Source organism: Pseudomonas putida (genome assembly GCF_002025705.1).
Lineage (GTDB): Bacteria > Pseudomonadota > Gammaproteobacteria > Pseudomonadales > Pseudomonadaceae > Aquipseudomonas > Aquipseudomonas putida_J.
The window spans coordinates 1,763,532-1,786,648 of sequence record NZ_CP018846.1 but is presented as its reverse complement, the minus strand read 5'-3'; the positions used below and the strand labels follow the sequence as shown (position 1 = coordinate 1,786,648).

The 23,117-nt window shown below is 54.9% G+C and carries 19 protein-coding genes; 4 read left to right on the top strand and 15 right to left on the bottom strand.

What is annotated here, in order from left to right:
* Positions 1 to 14: 14 nt before the first annotated feature.
* The 7 genes from BUQ73_RS08140 to BUQ73_RS08110 all read right to left on the bottom strand — a co-directional run bounded on the left by BUQ73_RS08140 (position 15) and on the right by BUQ73_RS08110 (position 7,537).
* Positions 15 to 1,613 carry an ABC transporter ATP-binding protein gene (locus BUQ73_RS08140; protein WP_079227374.1) on the bottom strand — a complete coding sequence of 533 codons (1,599 nt, stop codon included), beginning with the start codon at positions 1,611 to 1,613 and terminating at the stop codon, positions 15 to 17.
* A 1-nt stretch (position 1,614) separates the two neighbouring features.
* Positions 1,615 to 2,637, bottom strand: a complete 1,023-nt coding sequence (locus BUQ73_RS08135; protein WP_079227373.1) for an ABC transporter permease — start codon at positions 2,635 to 2,637, stop codon at positions 1,615 to 1,617.
* On the bottom strand, positions 2,637 to 3,695 hold the full coding sequence (locus tag BUQ73_RS08130; RefSeq protein WP_079227372.1) for a microcin C ABC transporter permease YejB: 1,059 nt from the start codon (positions 3,693 to 3,695) through the stop codon (positions 2,637 to 2,639). Before BUQ73_RS08130 ends, BUQ73_RS08135 begins: the two co-directional genes overlap by 1 nt.
* Positions 3,696 to 5,561: an extracellular solute-binding protein gene (locus tag BUQ73_RS08125; protein WP_079227371.1), complete on the bottom strand. Its 1,866-nt coding sequence runs from the start codon at positions 5,559 to 5,561 to the stop codon at positions 3,696 to 3,698.
* A gap of 97 nt (positions 5,562 to 5,658) precedes the next feature.
* Positions 5,659 to 6,060 carry an ExbD/TolR family protein gene (locus BUQ73_RS08120; RefSeq protein WP_079227370.1) on the bottom strand — a complete coding sequence of 134 codons (402 nt, stop codon included), beginning with the start codon at positions 6,058 to 6,060 and terminating at the stop codon, positions 5,659 to 5,661.
* A gap of 1 nt (position 6,061) precedes the next feature.
* A complete protein-coding gene (locus BUQ73_RS08115) occupies positions 6,062 to 6,766 on the bottom strand; it encodes a MotA/TolQ/ExbB proton channel family protein (protein WP_079227369.1) in 705 nt (234 codons plus the stop codon).
* Positions 6,767 to 6,793: 27 nt separating this feature from the next.
* Complete coding sequence (locus BUQ73_RS08110; protein WP_079227368.1) at positions 6,794 to 7,537, bottom strand: energy transducer TonB; 744 nt, start codon at positions 7,535 to 7,537, stop codon at positions 6,794 to 6,796.
* 315 nt (positions 7,538 to 7,852) lie between these two features.
* Between BUQ73_RS08110 and BUQ73_RS08105 the strand changes: the two genes are divergently transcribed.
* Entirely contained in the window at positions 7,853 to 8,764 is a 912-nt protein-coding gene (locus tag BUQ73_RS08105; RefSeq protein WP_079227367.1) for a LysR family transcriptional regulator, read from the top strand.
* Between the two features lie 308 nt (positions 8,765 to 9,072).
* On the opposite strand, the gene feoB is transcribed toward BUQ73_RS08105, so the two are convergent.
* The 8 genes from feoB to BUQ73_RS08060 all read right to left on the bottom strand — a co-directional run bounded on the left by feoB (position 9,073) and on the right by BUQ73_RS08060 (position 19,033).
* Entirely contained in the window at positions 9,073 to 10,902 is a 1,830-nt protein-coding gene (gene feoB, locus BUQ73_RS08100) for a ferrous iron transporter B (protein ID WP_079227366.1), read from the bottom strand.
* Positions 10,902 to 11,138 carry a FeoA family protein gene (locus BUQ73_RS28915; protein ID WP_079227365.1) on the bottom strand — a complete coding sequence of 79 codons (237 nt, stop codon included), beginning with the start codon at positions 11,136 to 11,138 and terminating at the stop codon, positions 10,902 to 10,904. The genes feoB and BUQ73_RS28915 overlap by 1 nt, the downstream gene beginning before the upstream one ends.
* A 570-nt stretch (positions 11,139 to 11,708) precedes the next feature.
* Entirely contained in the window at positions 11,709 to 12,341 is a 633-nt protein-coding gene (gene grxB / locus BUQ73_RS08090) for a glutaredoxin 2 (RefSeq protein ID WP_079227364.1), read from the bottom strand.
* A gap of 68 nt (positions 12,342 to 12,409) precedes the next feature.
* A complete protein-coding gene (locus BUQ73_RS08085; protein ID WP_079227363.1) occupies positions 12,410 to 13,162 on the bottom strand; it encodes an SDR family NAD(P)-dependent oxidoreductase in 753 nt (250 codons plus the stop codon).
* A gap of 64 nt (positions 13,163 to 13,226) precedes the next feature.
* Positions 13,227 to 15,266: a pyrroloquinoline quinone-dependent dehydrogenase gene (locus BUQ73_RS08080; protein WP_079227362.1), complete on the bottom strand. Its 2,040-nt coding sequence runs from the start codon at positions 15,264 to 15,266 to the stop codon at positions 13,227 to 13,229.
* Between the two features lie 455 nt (positions 15,267 to 15,721).
* Positions 15,722 to 17,026, bottom strand: a complete 1,305-nt coding sequence (locus BUQ73_RS08070) for an MFS transporter (RefSeq protein ID WP_079227361.1) — start codon at positions 17,024 to 17,026, stop codon at positions 15,722 to 15,724.
* Positions 17,027 to 17,165: 139 nt separating this feature from the next.
* Entirely contained in the window at positions 17,166 to 18,122 is a 957-nt protein-coding gene (locus tag BUQ73_RS08065; protein ID WP_079230501.1) for a transketolase family protein, read from the bottom strand.
* A gap of 41 nt (positions 18,123 to 18,163) precedes the next feature.
* On the bottom strand, positions 18,164 to 19,033 hold the full coding sequence (locus tag BUQ73_RS08060; protein WP_079227360.1) for a transketolase: 870 nt from the start codon (positions 19,031 to 19,033) through the stop codon (positions 18,164 to 18,166).
* Between the two features lie 147 nt (positions 19,034 to 19,180).
* On the opposite strand from BUQ73_RS08060, the gene BUQ73_RS08055 reads away from it, so the two are divergent.
* The 3 genes from BUQ73_RS08055 (at position 19,181) to BUQ73_RS08045 (ending at position 23,066) form a co-directional block, all read left to right on the top strand.
* Complete coding sequence (locus BUQ73_RS08055) at positions 19,181 to 20,074, top strand: LysR substrate-binding domain-containing protein (protein WP_079227359.1); 894 nt, start codon at positions 19,181 to 19,183, stop codon at positions 20,072 to 20,074.
* A gap of 129 nt (positions 20,075 to 20,203) precedes the next feature.
* Positions 20,204 to 22,315, top strand: a complete 2,112-nt coding sequence (locus BUQ73_RS08050) for a TonB-dependent siderophore receptor (protein ID WP_079227358.1) — start codon at positions 20,204 to 20,206, stop codon at positions 22,313 to 22,315.
* Between the two features lie 19 nt (positions 22,316 to 22,334).
* On the top strand, positions 22,335 to 23,066 hold the full coding sequence (locus BUQ73_RS08045; protein WP_079227357.1) for a DUF4198 domain-containing protein: 732 nt from the start codon (positions 22,335 to 22,337) through the stop codon (positions 23,064 to 23,066).
* Positions 23,067 to 23,117: the final 51 nt, after the last annotated feature.

Here is a 23,117-nt window from a genome sequence, read left to right as displayed (position 1 = left end):
CTACTCAGGCACGCTCATCCAAACTCTCGTTCGGATTCTTCGCATACGAATGCAGCCCTGAATAGCTCTTTTGTGTAGGGGTGGCGTGGCTGGGCAAACAGCAACTTAGCGGGCCCATGCTCGACCACTTTGCCTTCCTTCACCACCATTAAATCGTGAGCCAGCGCTTTAACCACAGCCAAGTCATGACTAATGAAAATGTAAGTTAGTCCACGATTCACTTGAAGACTGCGCAACAGCTCGACAACTTGCTTCTGCACAGTTCTGTCAAGCGCGGAAGTTGGCTCGTCGAGCAAGATTAACTCCGGTTCCAAAACCAGAGCGCGTGCAATGGCTATGCGTTGCCGCTGTCCACCTGAAAATTCGTGGGGGTATCGGTGCTGGCATTCAGGATCCAAAGCTACTTCTTCAAGCGCACGAATGACTCGCTGATTTTGCTCAGGCTTTCCATATCCCTGCACCTCAAGCCCTTCAGAAATGATCTGACCGACTGTCATCCTGGGATTGAGACTTCCGTAGGGATCCTGAAAAACCACTTGGATCTTTTTGCGCCAAGGGCGCATCTGCTTGGAGTTAAGTTGATCGAGCCGCTCTCCCGCAAATGAAATAGAACCTTGCGATTCTTGGAGGCGCAAAATTGCCTGTCCTAAGGTAGACTTTCCCGATCCCGATTCGCCGACAATCCCTAAGGTCTGGCCGCGCGCCAGCTGAAACCCTACTCCGTCAACAGCCTTAATAAATTTGGGCTTTCGGTTAAACCACCCGCTACGGATTGGAAACCAAACGCGCAAATCCTTAACGCTGAGGAGAACACCCTGGTCGCTTTTTGCATAAGGTGAGCCCTCTGGCTCACTATTTAGTAGCTCTTGGGTATAGGGATGAGCAGGCGCATCGAACACTTGTTCGCAGTCGCCCTGCTCCACGATTTCCCCTTTACGCATCACTACCACGCGCTGGGCAATGCGACGTACCACATGTAAATCGTGGCTAATGATCAACAGACTCATGCCGAGCTTGCCCTGAAGCTCGCGCAGTAAATCGATGATCTTGGCTTGTACAGTCACGTCCAAGGCAGTAGTCGGTTCATCGGCGATTAGCAAGTCCGGTTCGCATGCCAATGCCATCGCAATCATTACACGCTGACGCTGGCCACCAGACAGTTCATGGGGGTAAGCGCGCATCCTGTATTCCGGCTGCGGGATGCCAACCAGCTCCAGCAGCCCCAGCGTTCGCTCGGAGGCCTCCCCTTCACTCATTCCTTGGTGAACCCGCAAAACCTCTGCGACCTGAGTGCCTACACGTTGTAACGGATTGAGGGAACTCATCGGTTCTTGGAATATCATCGCGATCCGGTTACCACGCAACTGCCTCAGTCGCGCTGGATCACACCCTAGAAGCTCTTCTCCTTCATACCGAATACTGCCCCTCACCGTGGTGGTCGCTGTAGGCAGCAGTTGCAGTATGGAATGTGCGGTTACGGACTTACCCGACCCGGACTCACCAACGATCGCCAGGCATTCGCCCTTGTGTATGTCAAAACTGATGGTGTGGACGACTTCACGCTCGTTGAATGCAACCTGCAAATTTGCGATTTGAACTAGTTTCTGGCTCATGTCAGGACCTCGGGTCAAATGCGTCGCGCAAGGCTTCGCCGATGAAAACCAGAAGGGAGAGGAGCATTGCCATGGCTACGAAAGCAGTCAGTGCTAGCCAAGGCGCTTGCAAGTTATCTCGTGCTTGGGCGATTAACTCCCCCATTGACGGGCTACCGGACGGCATTCCCAAGCCCAGGAAGTCCAAAGCTGATAGGGCTCCGATCGTGCCGGTAGCAACAAATGGAAGGAATGAAACGACTGCCGTGAGTGCATTTGGGAAAATGTGCCGATACATAATCGTCCGATTGCTCAGCCCCAAGGCTCTAGCGGCTTTTACATACTCCAAGCCACGACCGCGAAGAAACTCAGCTCGCACCACCTCAACCAACGCGGTCCAAGTGAATACAGCGACTATTCCTAGCATCGACCAAAACCCCGGCTCGATGAATCCCGAAAGAATGATCAGCATGAAAAACACAGGAAGACCTGCCCACACTTCGAGCAAACGCTGCCCACCCAAGTCAACCCAGCCGCCAAAATATCCCTGGATTGCTCCTGCTGCTATGCCAATCACCGAACTAATGAGAGTAATCGCCAAAGCAAATACAATGGACACTCGCAGACCGTAAATCACCCTTGCAAATACATCCCTGGCCTGATCATCGGTACCTAACCAATTTTCCGTGCTCGGGGCGCTTGGTGTTGGGACTGCAAGATCATAGTTAACCGTATCGAAGCTGAATGAGACCGGAGCAAACATCATCCATCCACCCTCTTTCTCTACAAGATTTTTAACGTAGCGACTCTTGTAATCGGGCTCAAACGGCAATTGACCTCCGACCTCCTGCTCGGTGTAGCTTACAAAAGCCGGGAAAAATAGCTCTCCTTTAACGCTCATCACCAGGGGCTTATCGTTAGCGATCATCTCGCTGCACAAACACAATATGGTGAGCGTAAGAAAAACCCAAAGTGACCACCACCCTCTACGATTCTGTTTGAATCGATTCCAACGTCGCTGACCAATGGGTGTAAGAACTAGCATCAGGCGTTCCTCGCCGCGAGGTTGATGCGAGGATCTATCAAGGAATAGCAAATATCGCCAATCAACTTGAGGCACAATCCTGCCAGAGTAAATTGAAAAAGAAGACCGAACACTACGGGATAGTCTCTAGCAACTGCTGATTCATAGCCAAGCCTGCCCATTCCATCAAGAGAAAAAACAACCTCAATCAGCAATGCCCCACCGAAGAAAATTGACACCATCGCACCAGGCACACCTGACACCACCAAAAGAATCGCGTTTCGCAGCACATGTTTATAGAGGACCTGATTCTCTGTAAGTCCTTTCGCACGCGCTGTTGTTACGTATTGACGACCAATCTCATTCAGGAAGCTGTTTTTAGTCAAGATCGTCAAAGCGGCAAAGCTGCTCGTCACCAATGCAGTTACCGGAAGAACCAAGTGCCACAAGTAGTCAACCACTTTCCCTACAAAAGATAGCTGCTCAAAGCCATCTGAAACCAGCCCACGGACTGGGAACCAGTTGAAGTACGACCCGCCAGCGAAGAACACTAGCAGTAGCATTGCGAACAGGAAGCCTGGCATTGCATATCCCGTAACGATTACCCAGCTTGTCCATACGTCGAAGCGGGTACCATTGCGCACTGCCTTTCGTATCCCCAATGGAATCGATACTAGATAGGTAATCAACAGAGACCAAAACCCAATCGATAGGGTTACCGGCAACTTTTGGAGCACCAAATCATTGACTGAAGCACCTCGAAAAAAACTTTCACCGAAATCAAATAGGGCATATTGCCTTATCATCATCCCGAACCGCTCGATCGGGCTTTTATCAAACCCATACCGCTCTTTGATCTGTTGGAGTAATTCCGGAGACAGTGAAAAGCCCGCCCCTGCACTAGCCCCTTCCGCTGAGCTGCTCAAGCCTGAAGCTGGGCCAGACAACCCTTGCAGTCGTGCTGCTGCCTGTTCCACAGGGCCACCAGGAGCAAACTGAACAATCACGAAGTTGATTAGAAGAATGCACAGCAGCGTCGGAATGATCAGTAACAGCCGGCGAATAATGTAGGAAGCCACTTAGAACTCCTTCTGCGAATGGTTAGCGGTAGCAGCCACTTGCTGTTCCATTTGCCGACTATTGAGTGCAACTTCGCTAACCTGCCACCAAGTATCGAAGCTAAGCTTTAACTCTGGTTCTTTTGCCGGCCTGCCAAACCGATTCCACCAGACGACGCCTGTGCCGCGGTTTGCATAGCTGGGAATCCAGTAATAATTCCACTGCAAGACTCGGTCGAGTGCTCGCGCATGGTGAATAAGGCTGCCCTGAGAATTGGCGTTCACTACGCCGTCGATTAGCCTATCCACCACTGGACTTTTCAAGCCAAAGAAGTTCATTGCCCCCGGGTCAGTGGCCGCGGCGGAACCAAAGTAACTAAAGAGTTCACGCCCCGGTGCTGCGGTCATCGGCAACCGAGAGATGGTCAGATCAAAATCACGACGCATAAGCCTTTGCTGGAACTGCGCAGCGTCCAGAATACGGATGTTTAACGTCACCCCAATCTGCGCGAGGTTACGTTTGAAGGGCAAGAATACGCGTTCAAAACTCTTTTGAATCGCGATGAAGTTGATAACTAACGGCTGACCTTCCGCGTCTACGAGATATTTCCCTTTGGGGCGCCATCCCGCTGCTTTTAGCAGTTCAAGTGCCGCCAGTTGGTGATCGCGAATATCACCGCTTCCGTCGGTAGTTGGCGTCTGGAACACCTGTTTGAAAACCTGCTCTGGCACCTCATTACGGAAAGGTTCCAGGATCGCCAACTCTTGTTCGTCTGGAAGCGCAGTCGCGGCCAGGTTACTATTTGGAAAGAAGCTTTGCAGCCGCTGATACTGGTTGTAATACATGCTGCGGTTGGTCCACTCAAAATCCCACAGCTGGGCAACGGCTTGGCGTGTCCGAACATCTTTCAGCGCAGGACGCTGGAGATTAAATATGAACCCCTGCGGCCCAGAAATTTCTCCTTTTGCTAAGTGATCTTTCTGTAAGCGGCCGTCCTTAAGTGCATCCACTTGATACCCAACTGCAAACCCGGCAGCAGATTTTTCTATTCGCAGGTCGTAATCACCACCGATCAGCACCTGACGCGCCACGGTATCGTCGGTAAAGACATCAACTTTTATACGTTCAAAATTGTACTGCCCCTTGTTAACTGGTAAATCCTTACCCCACCACTCCGGGTTTCTTGCGAACACTACGCTCCGACCAGGATCCACGCTAAAAACATGATAGGGACCACTACCCAATGGAGGCTCAAATCCACCGCCCTTGGAAAAATCTCGAGATTTCCACCAATGTTCGGGCAGCGGGCGTAGATCCGCTAGACTCATAGCGAGTTTTCGATTTCCAGGGGTTTTGAACTCGAAACGTACTTCTCTATCCGACTCAACAGTGACTGACTTCACACCCGCATATTGCATCCGATAGCGCAGGCTGCCCTGCGTCATCAACAAGTCAAATGTGTATTTCACATCACGCGCGGTGATAGGCGTTCCATCAGCAAACCTGGCAGCCGGGTTGATTGAAAAGCGGACCCAGCTAGAGTCAGGCGCGGTCTCGATACCTTGGGCAACCAAGCCGTAAACTGCGTAAGGGTCGTCAAGCGCTTGGACAGCAAGCGGTGAATATACCCATTGGTCAATCTGCGCTAGCCCCATTCCGTCGTCCACATATGGGATCAGATGATCGAACGGAACGGGATCAGGCAGTGCCATTCGCAGGATGCCTCCCTTCGGAGCATTGGGATTTACATAGTCCCAATGCTCGAATCCAGCTGCATAACGGGGCGTGTCACCATAGAGCGTCAATGCAGGCTGCGGCGTGGCAAGAACCGCTTGTGACATCAAGAAGGAAGCCGCTAAAAATGGCCTCAGCTTACGAAAATTCATAACTCTCTATCCTGGATAGCCTGGGTAGCAAGTGGCATACGGCACATCATTAATGCGTGCAGAAACTGTCAAGCTTTTAGATCACTGCGCATATCCTTTAGCGAGCGGTTAGTACCGACAACTTGGTGATACCCGCCTTCTCGATTGCAGCCATTGCCTTAGCCACCTGACCATAATTCACGCCATCATCGGCTTTCAGTTGAACACGGACATCTGGGCTTGCCTGCTTTGCAGCGGTGAGGTTTGCCTCTAAGGACTCAAATTGAATCTCGTCCTTATTCACATAAAACCGACCTTCTTCGTTGATACTTACAACGAGAGGATCTTTTTGATCAGCCGGTGCCACCGCATCAGTCTTAGGCAAATTGATGGGTATCGAATTAGTCAGCATTGGAGCAGTAACAATAAACACCACAAGCAGGACAAGCATCACATCTACCAGTGGCGTTACATTCATCTCTGAGAGTACTTCGTCGCTATCTTGAGTCGAGAATGCCATGTCAGCTTACCTCTTTAACTGCACTGCGCGACTGCGCCACCGGTTCCTGAAGCTGGAATGCACTCTGCTGCGCAAGGGCGTAAAAGTCGTGCGCAAAATCATCGAGATCTGCTGCGTTACTTTTCAAACGCCGCAGGAAGTAGTTGTACACAAGTACTGCGGGAACCGCGGCAGCAATGCCAACACCCGTGGCGATCAAGGACGCACCGATTGGGCCTGCAACGGTTTCAAGGCTCGCGCTGCCAGAAAGGCTAATGCCTTTGAGCGCTTCCATGATTCCCCAAACGGTCCCAAAGAGACCAATAAATGGAGATGTAGAGCCAACCGATGCAAGGATTGCCAACGCTGACTCTTGAGTCCGGCGCTCACGCTGGATCTGCTGACGAAGTGCACGCTCGAGCCGGTCCTGCCTATTAATCGCTTGAGTCAGATCCGGTTGCTTTGACTGCTTAACTTGAATTGCCTTAAAGCCAGCTCGAGCCATCCGAGCTGTCGGTCCTGGTTGGTCAGCCGTTTTTAGGATCGCTTCTTCGAGATTCCTAGCCTCCCAGAAGTCACGACGAAAACGCTTGTCTTCATTTTTCAGTTGACCAAACTGCACACCCTTCATGAGCGCAATGGCCCAGGTGAGAATGGAAAACAACACCAGCAGCCAGATGGTTGCGTGCTCAACAGACGAGAATGGGTTAAACAAATCAGCTTGCATGATTAAGTCCTCAGGCGTTGGTGCGGGTCAATTCAGTTTGAAAGTCAGGGGAACGGCAACCCAGCCGTCTATTGCCGTGTCCCCACGTTTGGCCGGTACAAAGCTCCATCCCCTCACTGCTTCTACGGCCGCGTCATCAAGAGACTTATGACCGCTGGAGCGCTGGATCTGAACCTCGCCAGCACGTCCGTTGGCAAGTACGCGAATTCGGAGCACAGCAGTGCCCTCTTGCCCTCTTTTCTGCGCCTGCGCTGGATAACGTGGCGGAGGGTTGTGAAGGCCAGCCGCTGATGCCAAAGGCTGAGTCTCCCGTGGAGGCGCAGGTGGAGTCGGGGCAGTCGGCGGTGGCGCAGGCTGCGGCGGCTGTGGTGGTTGCGGGACCGGTTTAGGCTGTGGTTTTGGCTTCGGTTTAGGCACAGGCTTAGGAACAACCTTCGGCTTCGGCGGCGGCGGAGCATCCTCGACCACCGGTTTCGCCTCCTCTGCTGGCTCGGGCTCGGGCTCAACTTGCGGAGGTGGCGGAGGTGGTGGCGGCGGCGCTGCGAACTCGATGGCCATTTCAGGCACCTTCGGTGGTTCTTGCAAAGGAGCTGTCTCTTGCAAGCTCAATACCCACACGGCACTGAAATGCATGGCAAAAGAAATGACTAGAGCAGATAAGACATACCGAGGCGCAATTCCGCGCGGTTGCTCGACGCTGTCATCAAACTGGAAGGGTCTTGCCGACGCTGGCAACTGGTCGACTAAATCACCGGAATTCAAACTGCCCATGCTCCACCTTTTTCTAACCTTCTCGCCGCCACAAAATATGCAGTAGGCACGAGGTCTGATTTTGGTTAAGCCACCCTCATGGACGGCTTATGAAAAACGGGCAGTAAAGAAAAAAACATGGCGCGCGTCTTATTAGATTTTTCTTGTACGCCCTTGCTTGGTGCGGCGCTGCATTCTGTGCACTGCTATTAAGCAAAAACAGATGCTAGCTCTACCGCTATCTACGATTCGGTGCCGTAGACAGGACTGAGCTTACGAAGGCATAGTGAGTTCTGTAAAACGCAAAAAACTTTTATCTAGGTATCTGTTTATCTAATGTCAAAAGAAACCGAGATTTCGATGCGGCATCTGAGGTACTTCCTAGCAGCCGCTGAAGCCGGGAGATTCTCCCAAGCTGCTGAAAACGTTAACGTTTCTCAGTCCGCTATGACTGTTGCAATCCAACAGTTGGAGGACATCCTGGGAAGCAAGCTTTTCGAACGCGAGCGGCACGGAGTCCGTCTGACCGTCGAAGGCCAGCGTTTTGAAGGTCATGCTCGGGGTATTGTCCTCAGCTTACGGCAGGCCCTAGTTGAACTGAGAAGGACGGAAACTCAAGCGGATCCCGTTCGGGTAGGAGTCACGGCGCTGATGCTGGGCTATTTCATGCCTGACTACCTTACGCGGTACGTCCGTAGCTTTCCTTACCAGCCGATTGACCTGGTCGAGCTTGATAGGAATGAAATGGTTTCAGCCCTCAGGCAGAGACGCATCGACTTAGCGATTACCTTGGGAGCTGACGAGGCATTACCCAACGATATTGTTTACACCGAGCTTTTTAGCTCAAAGCAGCAGCTTTGGATGTCACCGCTCCACAGCTTGGCGGCGTCCAAAACAATTCTGGGCTTGGAGGAAATAGCGTCTCAACTCTTGATTGTGCTTAAAAGCGATGGCCTAGATGACTCGCTCAAAACCTTCATCTCAGATGAATCCTCGATGTTCTCATTGAGGTTCAACACCAGCTCCCTGGAAGGTTTGCGGTCTATGATCTCGCGAGGCTTTGGCATTTCCATACTTCCAGATTTTTTGCATCGCAACTATACGCTTGATGGAAAACGGGTCGTCATTCGGAGGCTGGCAGACTCCATACCTGCTGTAAACGTGGGCCTACTCAGTCGCGCCTCTGACGAAGGCACTGAGTCATCACGTATGTTCAAACAGTTCATCATATCGGTCTGTAAGCATTGATTTAGAGCGACTTGACAGGCCCGGTGCGAGGCTCTCGACACCTCAAGGGTGATGAGGGACACGTTTTTCCGTCGCGGTAGGCGTAGGGCTTGTCGGTGGATAGAGTTGAGCGGCGCGTTCCTGGATGGTGGATTGCGCAATAATTCTTGAAGCATTCGGTTCGGCGGGCCCACATCCCGACGAGCAGGAACCGCATCCTCCGTCTGTGCAGCCCCCTGCTTTGGAGGGTCGCAAGCGACGCCATAAACTTCTCAACGCGCAGATCACCAATACGCTGACTATCCCATACTGCATCATCAGCCCCATGTTCATTGGAAGACCTGCACGAGCTGGTAGGTCAGAAAGGCGATGGCATAGGCGACGCCGAACATATAGGTGAACGCCAGCGCGACTTGCCTCCAGCTTGCAGTCTCCTTGCGGATCACGGCCAATGTGGACATGCACTGCGGGGCGAACGCGAACCACACCATCAATGACAACGCACTGGCGAGCGAGACCTGAGTAGCCAGCGCATGACTCAGAGAAACGACATCATCAGCATTGGCCACCGAATAGACCGTAGCCAAGGTTGCGACTGCGGTCTCACGCGCCGCGAACGCAGGGATGAGAGCCAACGTGATCTGCCAGTTAAAGCCAAGGGGCGCGAACAGCGGTTGAAGCACTTTGCCGAGTTGACCTGCCAAGCTGTAATCGATAGCAGCGCCAGCAGCTCCGTCTGGAGGTCCTGGGAAGCTCGAAATGAACCACATGATGATGGTTAGCGCGAGGATGACCCCTGTCAGCTTCTTGAGAAATAGGTATCCCCTTTCCCAAAGCTTCAGTGCGAGATCACGTAGGCGGGGTAGTCGATAGGCCGGTAGCTCCATGATCAAGATAGGCTGCTCCATAGCAGTGGGACGCAGGCGCTTGCACACCCAGCCAACCGCCATGGCACCGAGAATCCCCATTAGGTAGAGCCATAGCAGCACCATGCCCTGTAGCCCAAAAACTCCGGCGACCTTAATGTCGGGAATAACAGCACCTATCAAAAGCGCGTAGACGGGCAACCGCGCTGAACACGTCATCAAAGGCGCAACGAGAATCGTTGTGAGCCTGTCATAGCGGTCAGTGATGCTACGAGCGCCAATGATCCCGGGGATTGCACAAGCGAAGCTTGATAGCAACGGGATGAAGGAGCGGCCTGTAAGCCCCACGCCGCGCATCAACCGATCAAGGATGAACGCGGCGCGGGGAAGATAGCCAGACTCCTCGAGAACGAAGATGAAGAAAAACAGGACCAGAATTTCTGGCATAAAGCCAAGGACTGTCCCTAAACCGCTTATCAACCCATCGCATATCAGCCCTTGCAGGGGGCCGTCGGGTAACACGCTTCCGACCATCGTGGAAAAGCCATCAAAGCCGCCTGTGACCCAGTCCGTGATGGGTTTGCCGATCAAGTAGACGCCTTGGAAAACCAGGAACATCACCGCGAGGAGCGCTAGCGGCCCCGCTACGGGGTGAATCAGCCACCGATCAATTGCATCGACTCGTTTGTCGGTAAGCGCTGGTGTTCGCACGCAGCTTTCTAAAATTTCTCGAACGCGGGCATGCAAATCCCCATTCTGTACTGGTGCCGGCGCCGGTATGGTCTGACCCAGCTCATCAAGGGCATGAAGAAGCTCATCCGCCCCGTCGCGCCGAACCGCTACTGTTTCCAGCACTGGCATTCCCAGTGCCTCGGAAAGCTTGGCTGTGTCGATCAGAATGCCGCGATTTTGCGCCGCATCTGCCATGTTGAGCACCAGAATCGCAGGCACTCCTAGCCGCTGGACTTCAAGCACAAAGCGAAGATGCAGCCGCAGATTGGTAGCATCAGTGACACACAAAAGTAGATCCGGCCGACGCTCCCCCTGATACTCGCCCTTGAGCACTCTCAGCGTGACCTGTTCGTCCTGGCTAAGAGAAGACAAGCTGTAGGTGCCGGGCAAATCCAAAACTCGACAGGTTTTACCAGAAGCGGTCCGCACGACACCTTCTTTGCGTTCAACCGTTGCTCCGGCGTAGTTGGCAACCTTCTGCTTTGCCCCTGTAAGCAGGTTGAAAAGCGCAGTCTTTCCACAGTTGGGGGTCCCAACCAAGGCCAAACGTAAATCAGACATCATGGTTCCTTGACTAGGATCTTTTGTGCTTCTGAAAGCCGCAAGGCGAAGCGGGTACTGCCGACTTGGACTAGCACGGGGTCACCGCCCCAGGGCGCACGCGCGACTATCGATACACGCTCCCCGGGAACAAAGCCGATATCTTGTAAGCGCTGCCCTACCAGATCCGTGTCGCCATTTCGCTCCACCTGAGTAACACAGGCTTCTTGCCGCCCCGGCAAGTCACACAAACGCATAGGAGATCCTGATAATGAGAATGATAAATAGTTGCGAAAGCCTATTGGCTGGAAGCCTCGATTTACAAGGTTTATGAAGGGATCTTCATCTCCAAGCCTGCTGTGAGGTCAGATGTCATCAAAATTCGACCAACAGGTAATTTCGACCTGGCCATTGGCTCAGTCAGACTGTTGGTGGATTGCTTCAGGAAGGAGTTTTCACGTGAAAGCAGGCGACCGAATTGATATCAAATGCCCCAAGTGCCGACGCGGAGACATAGTGCTTTATGAGGAATTCGCCATTTACGGGTCTTGGGAGTTTGAAGGTTCACGGCTGCTCGAGCACAAGCGGCCACAGGCCCAATTGCCACGACCGACTGGAAGATTTTCAGCAGACTGCCAACGGGAGTCCTGCGGCCATAGATGGCGACTCAGGCAATCTCCGTTTGTGGCCAAGATCAAGCCACGGACTCCTGAGGCATCAGGTTCCTAACCCCCACCCAACCCGCTGGGTTCTTTCGCTGAAAGCGGCCCATGGCTAAAGCAGAGTCAGGCACTTCCAGGGCGAGCTGGAAGCGCCAAATGGTTCGCTCAGATTTGTTGATCGAAGAGCAGCGGCACCTCGCTTCTCTCAGCTAATCGCCCAAGGTAACGAAGTACAACCTCAGGGAACTCGATGCCTTGAACGATGGTTAGAGACCGGAGCACTGGCCACAAGACGATGTCAGTCATGCCAATTTTTTCCCTCTCTCTCAGCAGTGGAGCAAGCTCAAGCAGCAGCGTGTTCACCTCCACCAGCAGTTCGGGCGTTGCGTTCATCAGTCCATGAAGATCGCCAAACGCCCGCTCCTCCCTCAGTCGGTAAGACTCGCGCGCTTCCGGCGTGGCCAGCTCCGCAAACGTGCCTTTGGTAAAGCGAGGGATGAATAGCTTGAGAGCAGGCGGCCAGGCTTTCTTGACCCAGTCCTCCAAGTGCTCATCGACTGGTGCAGTGAGCACCGAAGCGCCAATCGAATCGACATACCGAACGATGTCGAGGCTCTCCCCCATGTGGCTACCATCAGGGCGTTCGAGGATAGGCACAGCCTTCTTACCGATCAGCCGAATTGGAGTGTCTGCGTCACCCTCCATGATCACGGAGGTCTCGACGAAAAGCCCCTTCAGACCAAAAATCATTCTGGCCCGCGTACAGAACGGGCAATGCTCGTAGATGTACAGTTTCATACGTCTTCCTTAGCAAATCTCCAGAGGTTCCCGCCGTGCTATCGACGACAACATCGTACCGTATGAGGTCAGAATTGGACGCCGCGGGTAAGGCCTCCGTCTACGAGCAGGTTAGTCCCCGTAGTGAAGCTCGCAGCAGGGCTTGCCAGGAACACTACTGCACGGGCGACCTCCTGAGGTGTAGCCATACGGCCCATGGGATTGTCAGCTAAGCACTTGGCGAATGTGTCAGGCTGCTCGCGTTCAATGCCTCCCCACACCCCATCACTGAAATACACATTTCCAGGTGAGACAGAATTCACGCGAATGCCATCGGCCGCATGACGGGCAGAGAGGGTCTTGCCGTAATGGAGCAGCGCGGCTTTAAGAATGCCGTAGGGCTCAGCGAACATATCGACCTCACGCCCGGAAACGCTGGAGATCAGCACGATCGACCCTGCACCTGAATTGCGAAGAGACGGCAGAGCTGCTTTCACCATGGCTGCACTGCCCAAGAGATCAGTCTCAAAAGCACGCTGCCAAGTCTCAAGATCCTCACCGCCAGCGAGCGCACTGACATTGGGAACTACGATATCAAGCCCACCCATGCGCTCCGCCGCGGCGCAAACCCACGAGGCGACCTGCTTCGCATCAGTCACATCAACGGCGGTACCAAAGGCACGGTTGCCCAACTCTCTCTCGGCGTTCTCCACACCTTGGCGACCACGTGCACAGAACTCGACCTGAGCACCCTCCTCCAGGAAGAGTTCTACGATAGCTCGCCCAATGCCTCTTGAGGCGCCGCTTACGAGTACACGTTTGTTCTGCAAACCAAGATCCATGGATACCTCCTGTTAAACGTATTTGGGAACGGGACGCTCCTGATTCGAGCGCCCCTTTCCGGTGTTACTTGCGTAGCTTGTACGCAATGATTTCGTCGCCGGTACCGGTCTCCATGAAGGCATGACCGGAAGCAGAGACGAGCACATACTGCTCTCCATCTACTTCATAGGAGATTGGGTTGGCCTGAGCACCAACAGGCAGAACATCCTCCCACACCACTTTTCCGGTTGCGGTATCGATCGCACGGAACAGGTTGTCAGTCGCGGCGCCGATGAAGATCAGGCCGCCCGCGGTCAGCACCGTTCCGCCGTTGTTAGGCAAGCCGATGTTCAACGGGAGATGCGAAGGAATTCCGAAGGGGCCGTTGCGGCGCGCAGTTCCCAAAGGCTCATCCCACACGGTCTTGCCGGTATCCAAGCTGATCGCACGAATGCCACCGTATGGAGGTGCAGAGCAAGGGACACCTGTGCCCCAATTGCGCCAGCCGGCGTTCACGCTGATCGCGTAAGGCGCATTGACTTGGGGATAGACCGAAGCTCCGCCCTCACCTTTGCCTGATTTGCTACCCGCCTTGTTCAACGACGTCTCATCTGCCTTGGGCGCATAGATCGGTTTCAGGCCCATTGCATCGGCCTGCTCCCTCGGAATCAGCTGATTGAGGTTGGGGATGTCGTTGTAGTTGGCGATCAAGAGCCGACGCACAGGATCAATCGCAACAGAGCCCCAATCCGACCCACCGTTGTAGCCGGGGTATTGAATCCATGGGCGATCGGCCGACGGAGGCGTCAGATAGCCTTCGTAATTCGCGCGTCGGAATTGGATACGGCACATCAACTGATCGAGGGGAGAAAAGCCCCACATATCGGCTTCGGTTTTTGGCGCTTTGCGCAGCGTGTGCCATTCCGAGGTCGGTTGAGTGTCGGCAAGGAACTCTGGCTCTACCGAACCACCTTTCGGAGCTTTCACTTCTCCAATCGGAATCAGCGGCTCACCCGTAGCTCTGTCAAAGATGTAGATATCACCCTGCTTGGTGGGCAAGAGGACAGCAGGAATGGGCTTTCCGTCCTTCCCCGGATAATCGAGCAACGTCGGCTGACTGCCCAAATCGTAGTCCCAGACGTCATGACGGATAGTCTGGAAATGCCAGACATCTTTGCCCGTTTTCACGTCAACAGCCACCAACGAAGTCGAGTACTTGTTCTCGGCTTCACTTCGGTTTGAGCCGTAGTAGTCGATCGACGAGTTGCTGATAGGTAGGTAGACGTAGCCAAGCTTCTCGTCACCGACCGCAGCTGCCCACATGTTGGGAGTACCCCGAGTGTACGTAGCCCCTTCTGCGGGTCCATGCACGTTGTCAGGGTTGCCCAGATCCCATGCCCAGGCAAGCTTGCCGGTGACCGCGTCGTAGCCGCGGATGACACCAGAGGGGGCGTCTTCATCTTGACCATCGCGGACCTGGGCGCCGGTGATCACAACACCGTTAACGATCGTAGGCGGGGCAGTTACCGCATACCAACCCGGTACCTTTTTACCAATGCCCTCCCACAGGTCGACTGAGCCATTCTGACCAAAGTCCCGACATTGCTCACCCGTGTGGAGATCCACTGCTACTAAGCGTGCATCGAGCGTAGCCTCAACTACACGGGTGCGGCACTGCGCTGTTTCTGGCAGTTCTGGCGCCGTGTATACAGCGACCCCACGACATGCGGCAGCGTGAGGGATTGCTTGATCGGGCACACCTGGATCAAACCGCCAGTTCTCCTTGCCGCTGGCTGCATTGATCGAAATCAGGATGTTCTTGGCCGAACACATGAGCAGATCGTTGCCGACTTTCAGCGGCGTTGTTTCTGGAGAATATCGCGCCCCTGGGTTTGGCAGGTCCCGCGTGTGGTAAACGAAAGCGCGTTCCAAACGCCCTACGTTCTCCGGCGTGATCTGGCTGAGGGGGCTAAACCTCTGCGCCTTGTCGTCTCCTCCATAGAAAGGCCAGTCACTTCCCACCTGGGGCTGGGGCAGACCTTCCTGAGCATATGATGATGGTGTCAGAAGCGCACTCGAAATGGCGATGGCGAGCGCGCCACCGTGGGTAATGGGCTTAAGCATGAGAAGTCTCTTTACTGGGCGTCGTGACGGACGCGACGCAAGGCGGGCGACAGCAGCAGGATCAGAATCAAGATCACGGTCATGGCTACGAGACGGGGGACAAGCCCCCACCAATTCAAGCCGACCTCCCAAAGAGCCCATACAACTGTCAGCCCCCAGATCACAGCAAAGAGGTACAGCGCCCCCTGGCGCTGTCGCCACAACAGTACAGCCGTGCACAACGACCCAGCCCCGGCCAATCCGTAGTACCAACTCCCACCGAGGGCTATTAGCCACACGCCTCCAACAAGCAAGGCTATGCCAAACAATCCGAGCGCTATGGACACACTAGCTGTCGCCCACCGCCATCCAGCTCCAGGGACAAGCCGGGCTTGTCCCTCTTCCTGCGACACACTGCTACTACTTAAGCTCATGACTCTAATGCTTCCTTACTTCAGAAAAACCAGGCAGGTGAATCAGCTCGCGACTGCGATTGAGCCAGACGTGAGGACGCCAATCGGGCGGCGGGTACAGAACATCGACAACATGGCACCCACGACGAGCAGTGCACCGACAACAACGAACGCGAGGGCGAAACTGCCTGAGCCCGCAACCACGTAGCCCGTCACAATCGGAGCCAGCAATCCAAATAAGTTGCCCACAGCGGTGATGAATCCAGCTGCCGTGCCGACATCGTCCTCAGAGCGAACGAGGTCATTCACCAGCGACAAATTGAGCGAAACCGCCGAGGCACATGTGGCGAGGGAGATAGTGATCACAAACAGAATTGCCCATGTGTTATCCAAGGCGGGAACAAGGAAGATCACGGCAGATGCAAGGAGCACGCTGGCGACAACCATGCGGCGCTGACCAGACTCAGCCGCCCCAGGGCGCATCACCTTGTCACTGAGACGACCGATGAGAATCGCCAGTACGGCGGCGCCCAGGTACGGAATTGCGGTGTAGATCCCGCTCGTCATCACCGTCAGCCCCTTCTCAGCCTGAAGGTAGCTAGGGAGCCAGGTCAGGAAGAAGTAAGTCGCGTAGACAGCGCATCCGTGGGACAAAGCAATCGCCCACATGGTGCTAGAACGCGCTAGCCCTGAGAGGCCAAGTGACGGCGTGTCCAACTGATCGCCCTGACCACTAGCGCCGCCCTGAATAATTTCCTGCCGCTCATCCTCACCCAGCCAAGGGGCTTTCGAAGGGTGGCTGTACCATTTGAGCCAAGCGGCGAGCCAGATGAAGCCCAGAGCACCAGCAACCACAAAAGCAATTCGCCAACCGAACGTGCTGATGAGCCACCCAAAGCCGATAGCACCGACAGCGGGACCCACAAGACTGCCGCTATGGAAGACGGCAGTAGCCATGCCACGCTCTTTCATCGGCATCCATTCGCGGATGACACGCGCGCCGGCGGGATAGGTGGTCGCCTCCCCCATGCCCATGATCAGCCGGCAGCTGAGCAAAGAGATGAACCCTGTAGAGAAAGCCGTGCAGGCGGTAGCGACAGACCATACGCCGATACCATAACCATTGACCTTTTTAGGCCCGAAGCGGCCGACCAGGTAGCCCATAGGAATCAGGGCGAGGAAGTACAGCCAGACGAAGGAGGAGAACAGGTAGCCCATGGCCACAGGCGAAATGTCGAACTCTTCCTTCAGCACTTTCGACGCAACCGAAAGCGATACCCGATCAACGTAATTGATCAACGTCAGCGTGAACAGAAACGCATAGATCCAGACGCGCTTCTTCCTCAGAAGACCTGAGTCTTTTTGCATCGCCATCTCCTTTATATTTATTGGGACGATTCAGTGACGGGGAATCCAGTGAGCCTCAACCGAAGGCCGCCCTACACACCCAGGCAGTGGGTAGTAGTAGTGCAGAGCGGCGACAGCGAAGCGGATATCAGCAGCTAGCTCAGTTCAGCCATTGCTGAATGTTCGCAACCATCACATCCGTCGAGATGCCATAACGGTCATGCAGGGTGGGCAGCGCACCTGCATCGAGGAACTGATCCGGGAGTGCAACATGGCGAACCTCGGGGTGTACTCGAGCTTGGAGAAGGCTCATCGCGATAGCTTCGCCGAGCCCGCCAATCTGGGTGTGGTTTTCGGCGATTACTACCAAGCGACCGGAGCGACGGCATTGCTCAAGGATGGTTTCAGCATCAAGCGGTTTTATCGTTGGAACGTGAAGGACTGCGGCCTCGATCGAGCTTTTTGCTAAAGCGTCAGCCACCTCAAGGGAGCGCATGGTCATCAAACCAGAGGCAATAATCAGAACGTCCTTGCCATCACGCAGCAGCTTCGCTTTGCCCAGCTCGAATTTATAGTCGTACTCATCGAGTACCAGCGGGACCCGACCCCGAGGAAGCCGCATGTACACAGGCCCCTGATGCTGAGCAATCGCTGCAACGCATTGCTCGGTTTCAAGCGCATCGCAAGGATCAATCACCATCATCTGCGGGATCGCGCGCATCATGGCCAAATCTTCGGTAGCTTGGTGGCTCGGCCCATAGCCCGTGGTCAAACCCGGCAATGCAGCGCAGATTTTTACGTTGAGGTTTTCCTCAGCGATTACCTGGTGAATAAAGTCATACGCGCGCCGCGTGGCAAAAACAGCGTAAGTCGTCGCAAATGGAACGAACCCTTCCTTAGCCATACCGCCGGCAGCAGCCATCAGCAGCTGTTCGGCCATGCCCATCTGCAAAAAGCGCTCGGGGTATTTCTGAGCGAAGATGTGGAGGTCTGTGTATTTGCCGAGGTCGGCAGTCATGCCGACGATCCGGGGGTTCTTTTCGCCCTCCCTCACCAACGCGTGACCGAAAGGCGCTGACGTCGTGCGCTGCCCTTCACTCGCGATGGATGCGATCATCGAAGAAGTGGTGAGTTTCGGTTTTGCAGGATTGGCGGCAGTCACTGTTGGCTCCTTGGCGCATAGATCTCATCGAGGTCGGCAATAGCTCGCTGCCACTCGTCCGGCTCAACTCGGATGAAGTGATTCTTGTCACGGTTCTCCAAAAACGGCACACCCTTGCCCATCAGTGTGTCGAACAAAATCACCCGTGGCTTGTCCCCAGTAACTGCCCGAGCTTGATCGAACGCATCGATAACCGCCTGCAAATCGTTGCCATCAACCCGCTGGACATGCCAGCCAAAGGCTGCCCACTTGTCTACCAACGGTTCAAACTGGAGGATGTCGTGGGACGGTCCATCAGCTTGCTGACGATTGATGTCGACCAGGTTGATGAGATTCGAAAGTTTGTGGTGAGAGGCAGACATTGCTGCTTCCCATACCGCGCCTTCGTCCAGCTCACCATCCGACATGGAGTTGTAGATAAAGGAAGAGCTGCCCTTCATTCGCAAGCCTAGGGCCTGCCCAACCGCGATCGCCAAACCTTGCCCAAGTGAGCCACCCGAAATCTCCATGCCCGGGGTGTAGGTGGCCATACCAGACATTGGCAGTCGGCTGTCGTCGGAGCCGTAGGTCTCCAGCTCCTCTTCCGGCAACACGCCCGCTTCAAGAAGTGCCGCGTAAAGCGCAATGGCGTAGTGACCGTGTGAAAGAAGGAAGCGGTCCCGACCATCCCACTCTGGGTCATTGGCCTGGATGTTCATCGCGTGGCAGTAGGCGACAGCCAATACATCTGCCCAACCAAGCGCCTGACCTACGTACCCTTGGCCTTGTACTTCGCCCATCCGCAGGGCGAATCGGCGGATGCGCCATGCGTGAGTAGACAGTCGTGCAAACACATCTTCGGCGTGTGTAAGTGAACTCTCGGTCATCTTGTCCTCCGTTAGTGACCTGGGATATCTGCATTCAGTGATGTAAAAAATTCATCGAGTACAGATAGAGCAACGCCTTGATCTTCATGCAAAAATAAGCGGTCGACAAAAGGTTTAAATTCGCCAATCAATGAATGGGATTCACTAATGAAAGGTATCAAACGCCTGCCCCTACCAGCTCTGCGGGTGTTTGAGGCCGCGGGACGGACCTGCTCGTTCGTAATGGCAGCCAAAGAGCTGGACCTTTCAGCCAGCGCGGTAAGCCACGCAATTCGAAAACTGGAAACCGCGGCCGGCATCGCGCTCTTCACACGCAGTACCCGCCACACTGCCCTCACACCTGAGGGCAGTGTCTTGCTCGAGCATGTTCAAAGAGGTTTGGAGGAAATGAGCCGAGGACTTGCGATCGCAACGGCTGAGCCAGCTGCTCCTCTGCGCCTGCATACGGCTCCGACTTTTGCCAGTCAGTGGCTCGTTCCAAGGCTGACGAGTTTTGTCCGCGAACATCCCGGCATTGAGCTTAGAATCTCCGCCAGCACGGACTACGCCACCTTTGAAAACGACGATTTCGATCTGGATATCGTCTACGGCGAACCCCACCGCACCGCACACGAAAAAATCCCACTGCTGATTGAGGAGCTGACGCCGCTGTGCAGTCCAGAGCTGGCCAGCCAGATCCGATCCCCGCAGGATCTCTACTCGCAAAGCTTGATTCAAAGCGACGGGCAATCTGTGCAATGGAAAGGCTGGTTTGCCGCTAACGGCATGCAAACCCCCTCCCATTTTGGTTTGGCGTTCGATCGTAGCTCCATGGGGATTTCAGCCGCTGTTGATGGCTTGGGTGTCGTGCTGGAATCAACCATGCTGGCTGATAGAGAACTCAGGTCGGGAAAGCTGGTTTGCCCGCTTCGAGACGTGAGCAATTCCGTCCGGTACGTCGGCCATTACCTGGTCCACCCCCGCCGCCACCGCCAGCACGATGCATTTGCCCAGTTCAAGGCTTGGCTGTTTGACGAGCTGGCAAAGTCAAACCCGCTCTAGGCATAGCCTAACGCCGCGGTTAGCCGCCGTCGTAGCACATCGAAATTTCACTCAAAGCACTAAAAACGATTATCAATACCACGCAAGGGTTATGTTATATTGTATCGATAATAACCTGGAACCACGTCCATGTCGTCCCGCAAAATCGCCTCCCTGACCGGCTTCGCCTTCGGCGTGCTCGGTGCACCACTCTACGCCGCAGAACCTATTCGAACTATCGAGCTTGAGGGTGTGACAGTCACAGCCGATCGCGACTATGAGACGGCCAACGGCCCAGTAAAAGGGTACCGAGCTACGCGCTCGGCCACTGCCACGAAGACTGATACGGCGATCAAGGACATCCCCCAATCGATCAGTGTCGTACCCGCCTCGGTGCTCAAGGACCTGGGGACTACACAGGTGGAGCGCGCCTTGGACTACGCGGGTGGTGTGTCCAAGCAGAACAACTTCGGCGGCCTCACTCTCTACGAGTACAGCATTCGCGGCTTCACGACGTCCGAATTCTACAAGGATGGGTTCAGCGCCAACCGAGGCTACCCAGCCACTCCCGATGCGTCCAATGTCGAGCGAATTGAGGTGCTCAAGGGTCCAGCAGCGAGTCTGTACGGCCGCGGCGACCCAGGTGGCACGGTGAACATCGTGACCAAACAGCCTCAAAGAGAGGCCTTCACTACCCTTGAAACCAGTGCCGGCAGCTGGGATCGCTACCGCACCGCGCTGGACCTCAACACGCCTGTCGATGACGAAGGCAGGTTGCTAACCAGGGTCAATCTGGCAGTAGAAGACAACCATAGCTTCCGTGACCATGTAGAAAGCCACCGTGTCTTCGTCGCTCCCTCCCTGCGCTGGGAGCTAAGCCCGGAGACCACACTGCTGGTGCAGACTGAATTCGTCCGCCACGACTCGATTTTTGACCGAGCCATCGTTGCGCCAAACAACAGCTTCAGTGGTGTTTCGCGCTCAACGTTCCTCGGGGAGCCAGACGACAAAATCGACAACGACAACAACCTGATCCAGGGCATTCTCGACCACAGTCTCAACGACAGTTGGTCTGTGCGCCTGGCCAGTCATTACAAGGAAGGTGAGCTGAGTGGTACCTCCAGCGAATCCCGCCCTCTTAACGCCGACGGACACACCGTAAATCGACGCTACCGGGTTCGCGACTTCACGTGGCACGACAGCATCACTCAGCTCGAGCTACGCGGCTTCTTTGATACTGGGTCGTTGCAGCATGAGGTCTTGATTGGCAGCGAGTATGAAAACTACCGCAAGAGACATCGCGAGATCAGCTTCACGAACATCCCCTACGCTATCGACATTTTTAATCCCGTCTACGGCCAGTCCAAGCCGGGCGGGATCGGGTCAGGACCGGACTACCTCGAGCACGTTGAGAGTCGCGCGCTGAACCTTCAGGACCAGATCATCTTCACCGAGAATCTGCGAGGGATGATAGGAGCACGGTATGAACACATTGATCAGCAGATCGACAGCCGCGCCAATAACACGACCCAAAAACAGAGGCACGACGCCTTCACACAGCGTGCTGGCTTGCTCTATCAGCTGACGCCACAGGTTGGCGTGTTCGCCAATGCCTCGACCTCATTCAAACCTAACAACGGTTTAGATGCGCAAGGCAAAAGCTTCAATCCTGAAGAGGGTGTCGGCTATGAGCTGGGGATCAAGAGTGAGCTATTCGACGATCGCTTGAGCACCACCTTGGCGGCGTTCCATATCGAAAAGGAAAACGTCCTGGCCATCGACCCAGGTACCGATACCAGTCGCGCCATGGGAGAGGCTCGCAGCCAAGGGTTGGACCTGCAAGTAACGGGTCAGCTCACTGACGCCTTCCGGGTCATCGGAGCCTTCGCTTACATAGACGCTGAAGTCACTAAAGGCGACCGCACCATTCCCACCGGCAGTCGCATCCTTGGCGTTGCAAAACGAAGTGGTAGCGTGCTGGGCGTTTACGAATTCCAGAACGGCACCCTCAAAGGATCAGACGTCGGCGCAGCATTCAGCTACGTGGGTGACCGCTCGGGCGAGGCAGGCACCCGTTTCGAGCTGCCCGCCTACCAGACCGTGGACCTGCTCGCCCACTACAAGGCTTCGGACAACGTCACTGTCGGTTTAAACCTGAACAACCTGTTCGACGAGAAATACTACGAGCGGTCCTATAGCAATTACTGGATCGCCCCAGGCGAACCTCGCAACTTCACCGTCAGCCTCACCCTAAGCATGTGACCAACAGAAGGAATCTGAGATGCGCTTTTCCCAATCGTTGCTGGCCATCAGTCTTGCCGGCAGTGCTCTAATTTCTATGCAAGCCAACGCTCACGGCCTCTGGACTGAGCAACGTCGCGGCAATATCGAGGTGGTCTATGGCCACGGCCCCGAAGACGATGCATTCAAACCCCAGAAGGTTAAGGGTGCTTGGGCGTACGACGTAGCCGGACATCAGATACCTGTCACTGTCGAGCGCTTGGAAGACCATGTTCGTCTCAAACCGATCAAGCCGGCTGCCGTCGTGGCTGTAGCGCTAGACAACGGGCTGTGGACGCAGGGCAAAGACAAGAAGTGGGTCAATGAAGGCCGCAGCAAGGTTGCCGGCGGCACCGGCTCAACCCACACCTTCAAGTACACCCTGGCGATCAACGAGCATGGAGCGAAGCTGCCCTCGCTGGACAAGCTGAAGATGGTTATTGTCCCTCAGGTCGACCCGATTGAGGTTGGCCCAGGGAAAACATTGCCGGTACAAGTGCTGGTCGATGGGAAGCCAGCCGCAGGGATCAAGCTGTTCAGCGACTACCGCGGTGAGCCCGACACGGTGAGCGTCGAGACTGATGCCCAAGGGCGAGCCAATGTTGTGGTTCGCAATGAAGGACTGAACATCATTGCAGCCGAAACGAAGGTTCCAGTGAAGGACAACGCCGACATTGAATCGCGTGGGCTATTCACCTCCCTGACCTTCGTGGGGACCCCGCACCACCACTGAGCATTCGCTGCCCCATGCGATGGAAGATGCGAGGGGGTATTGATATGAAGC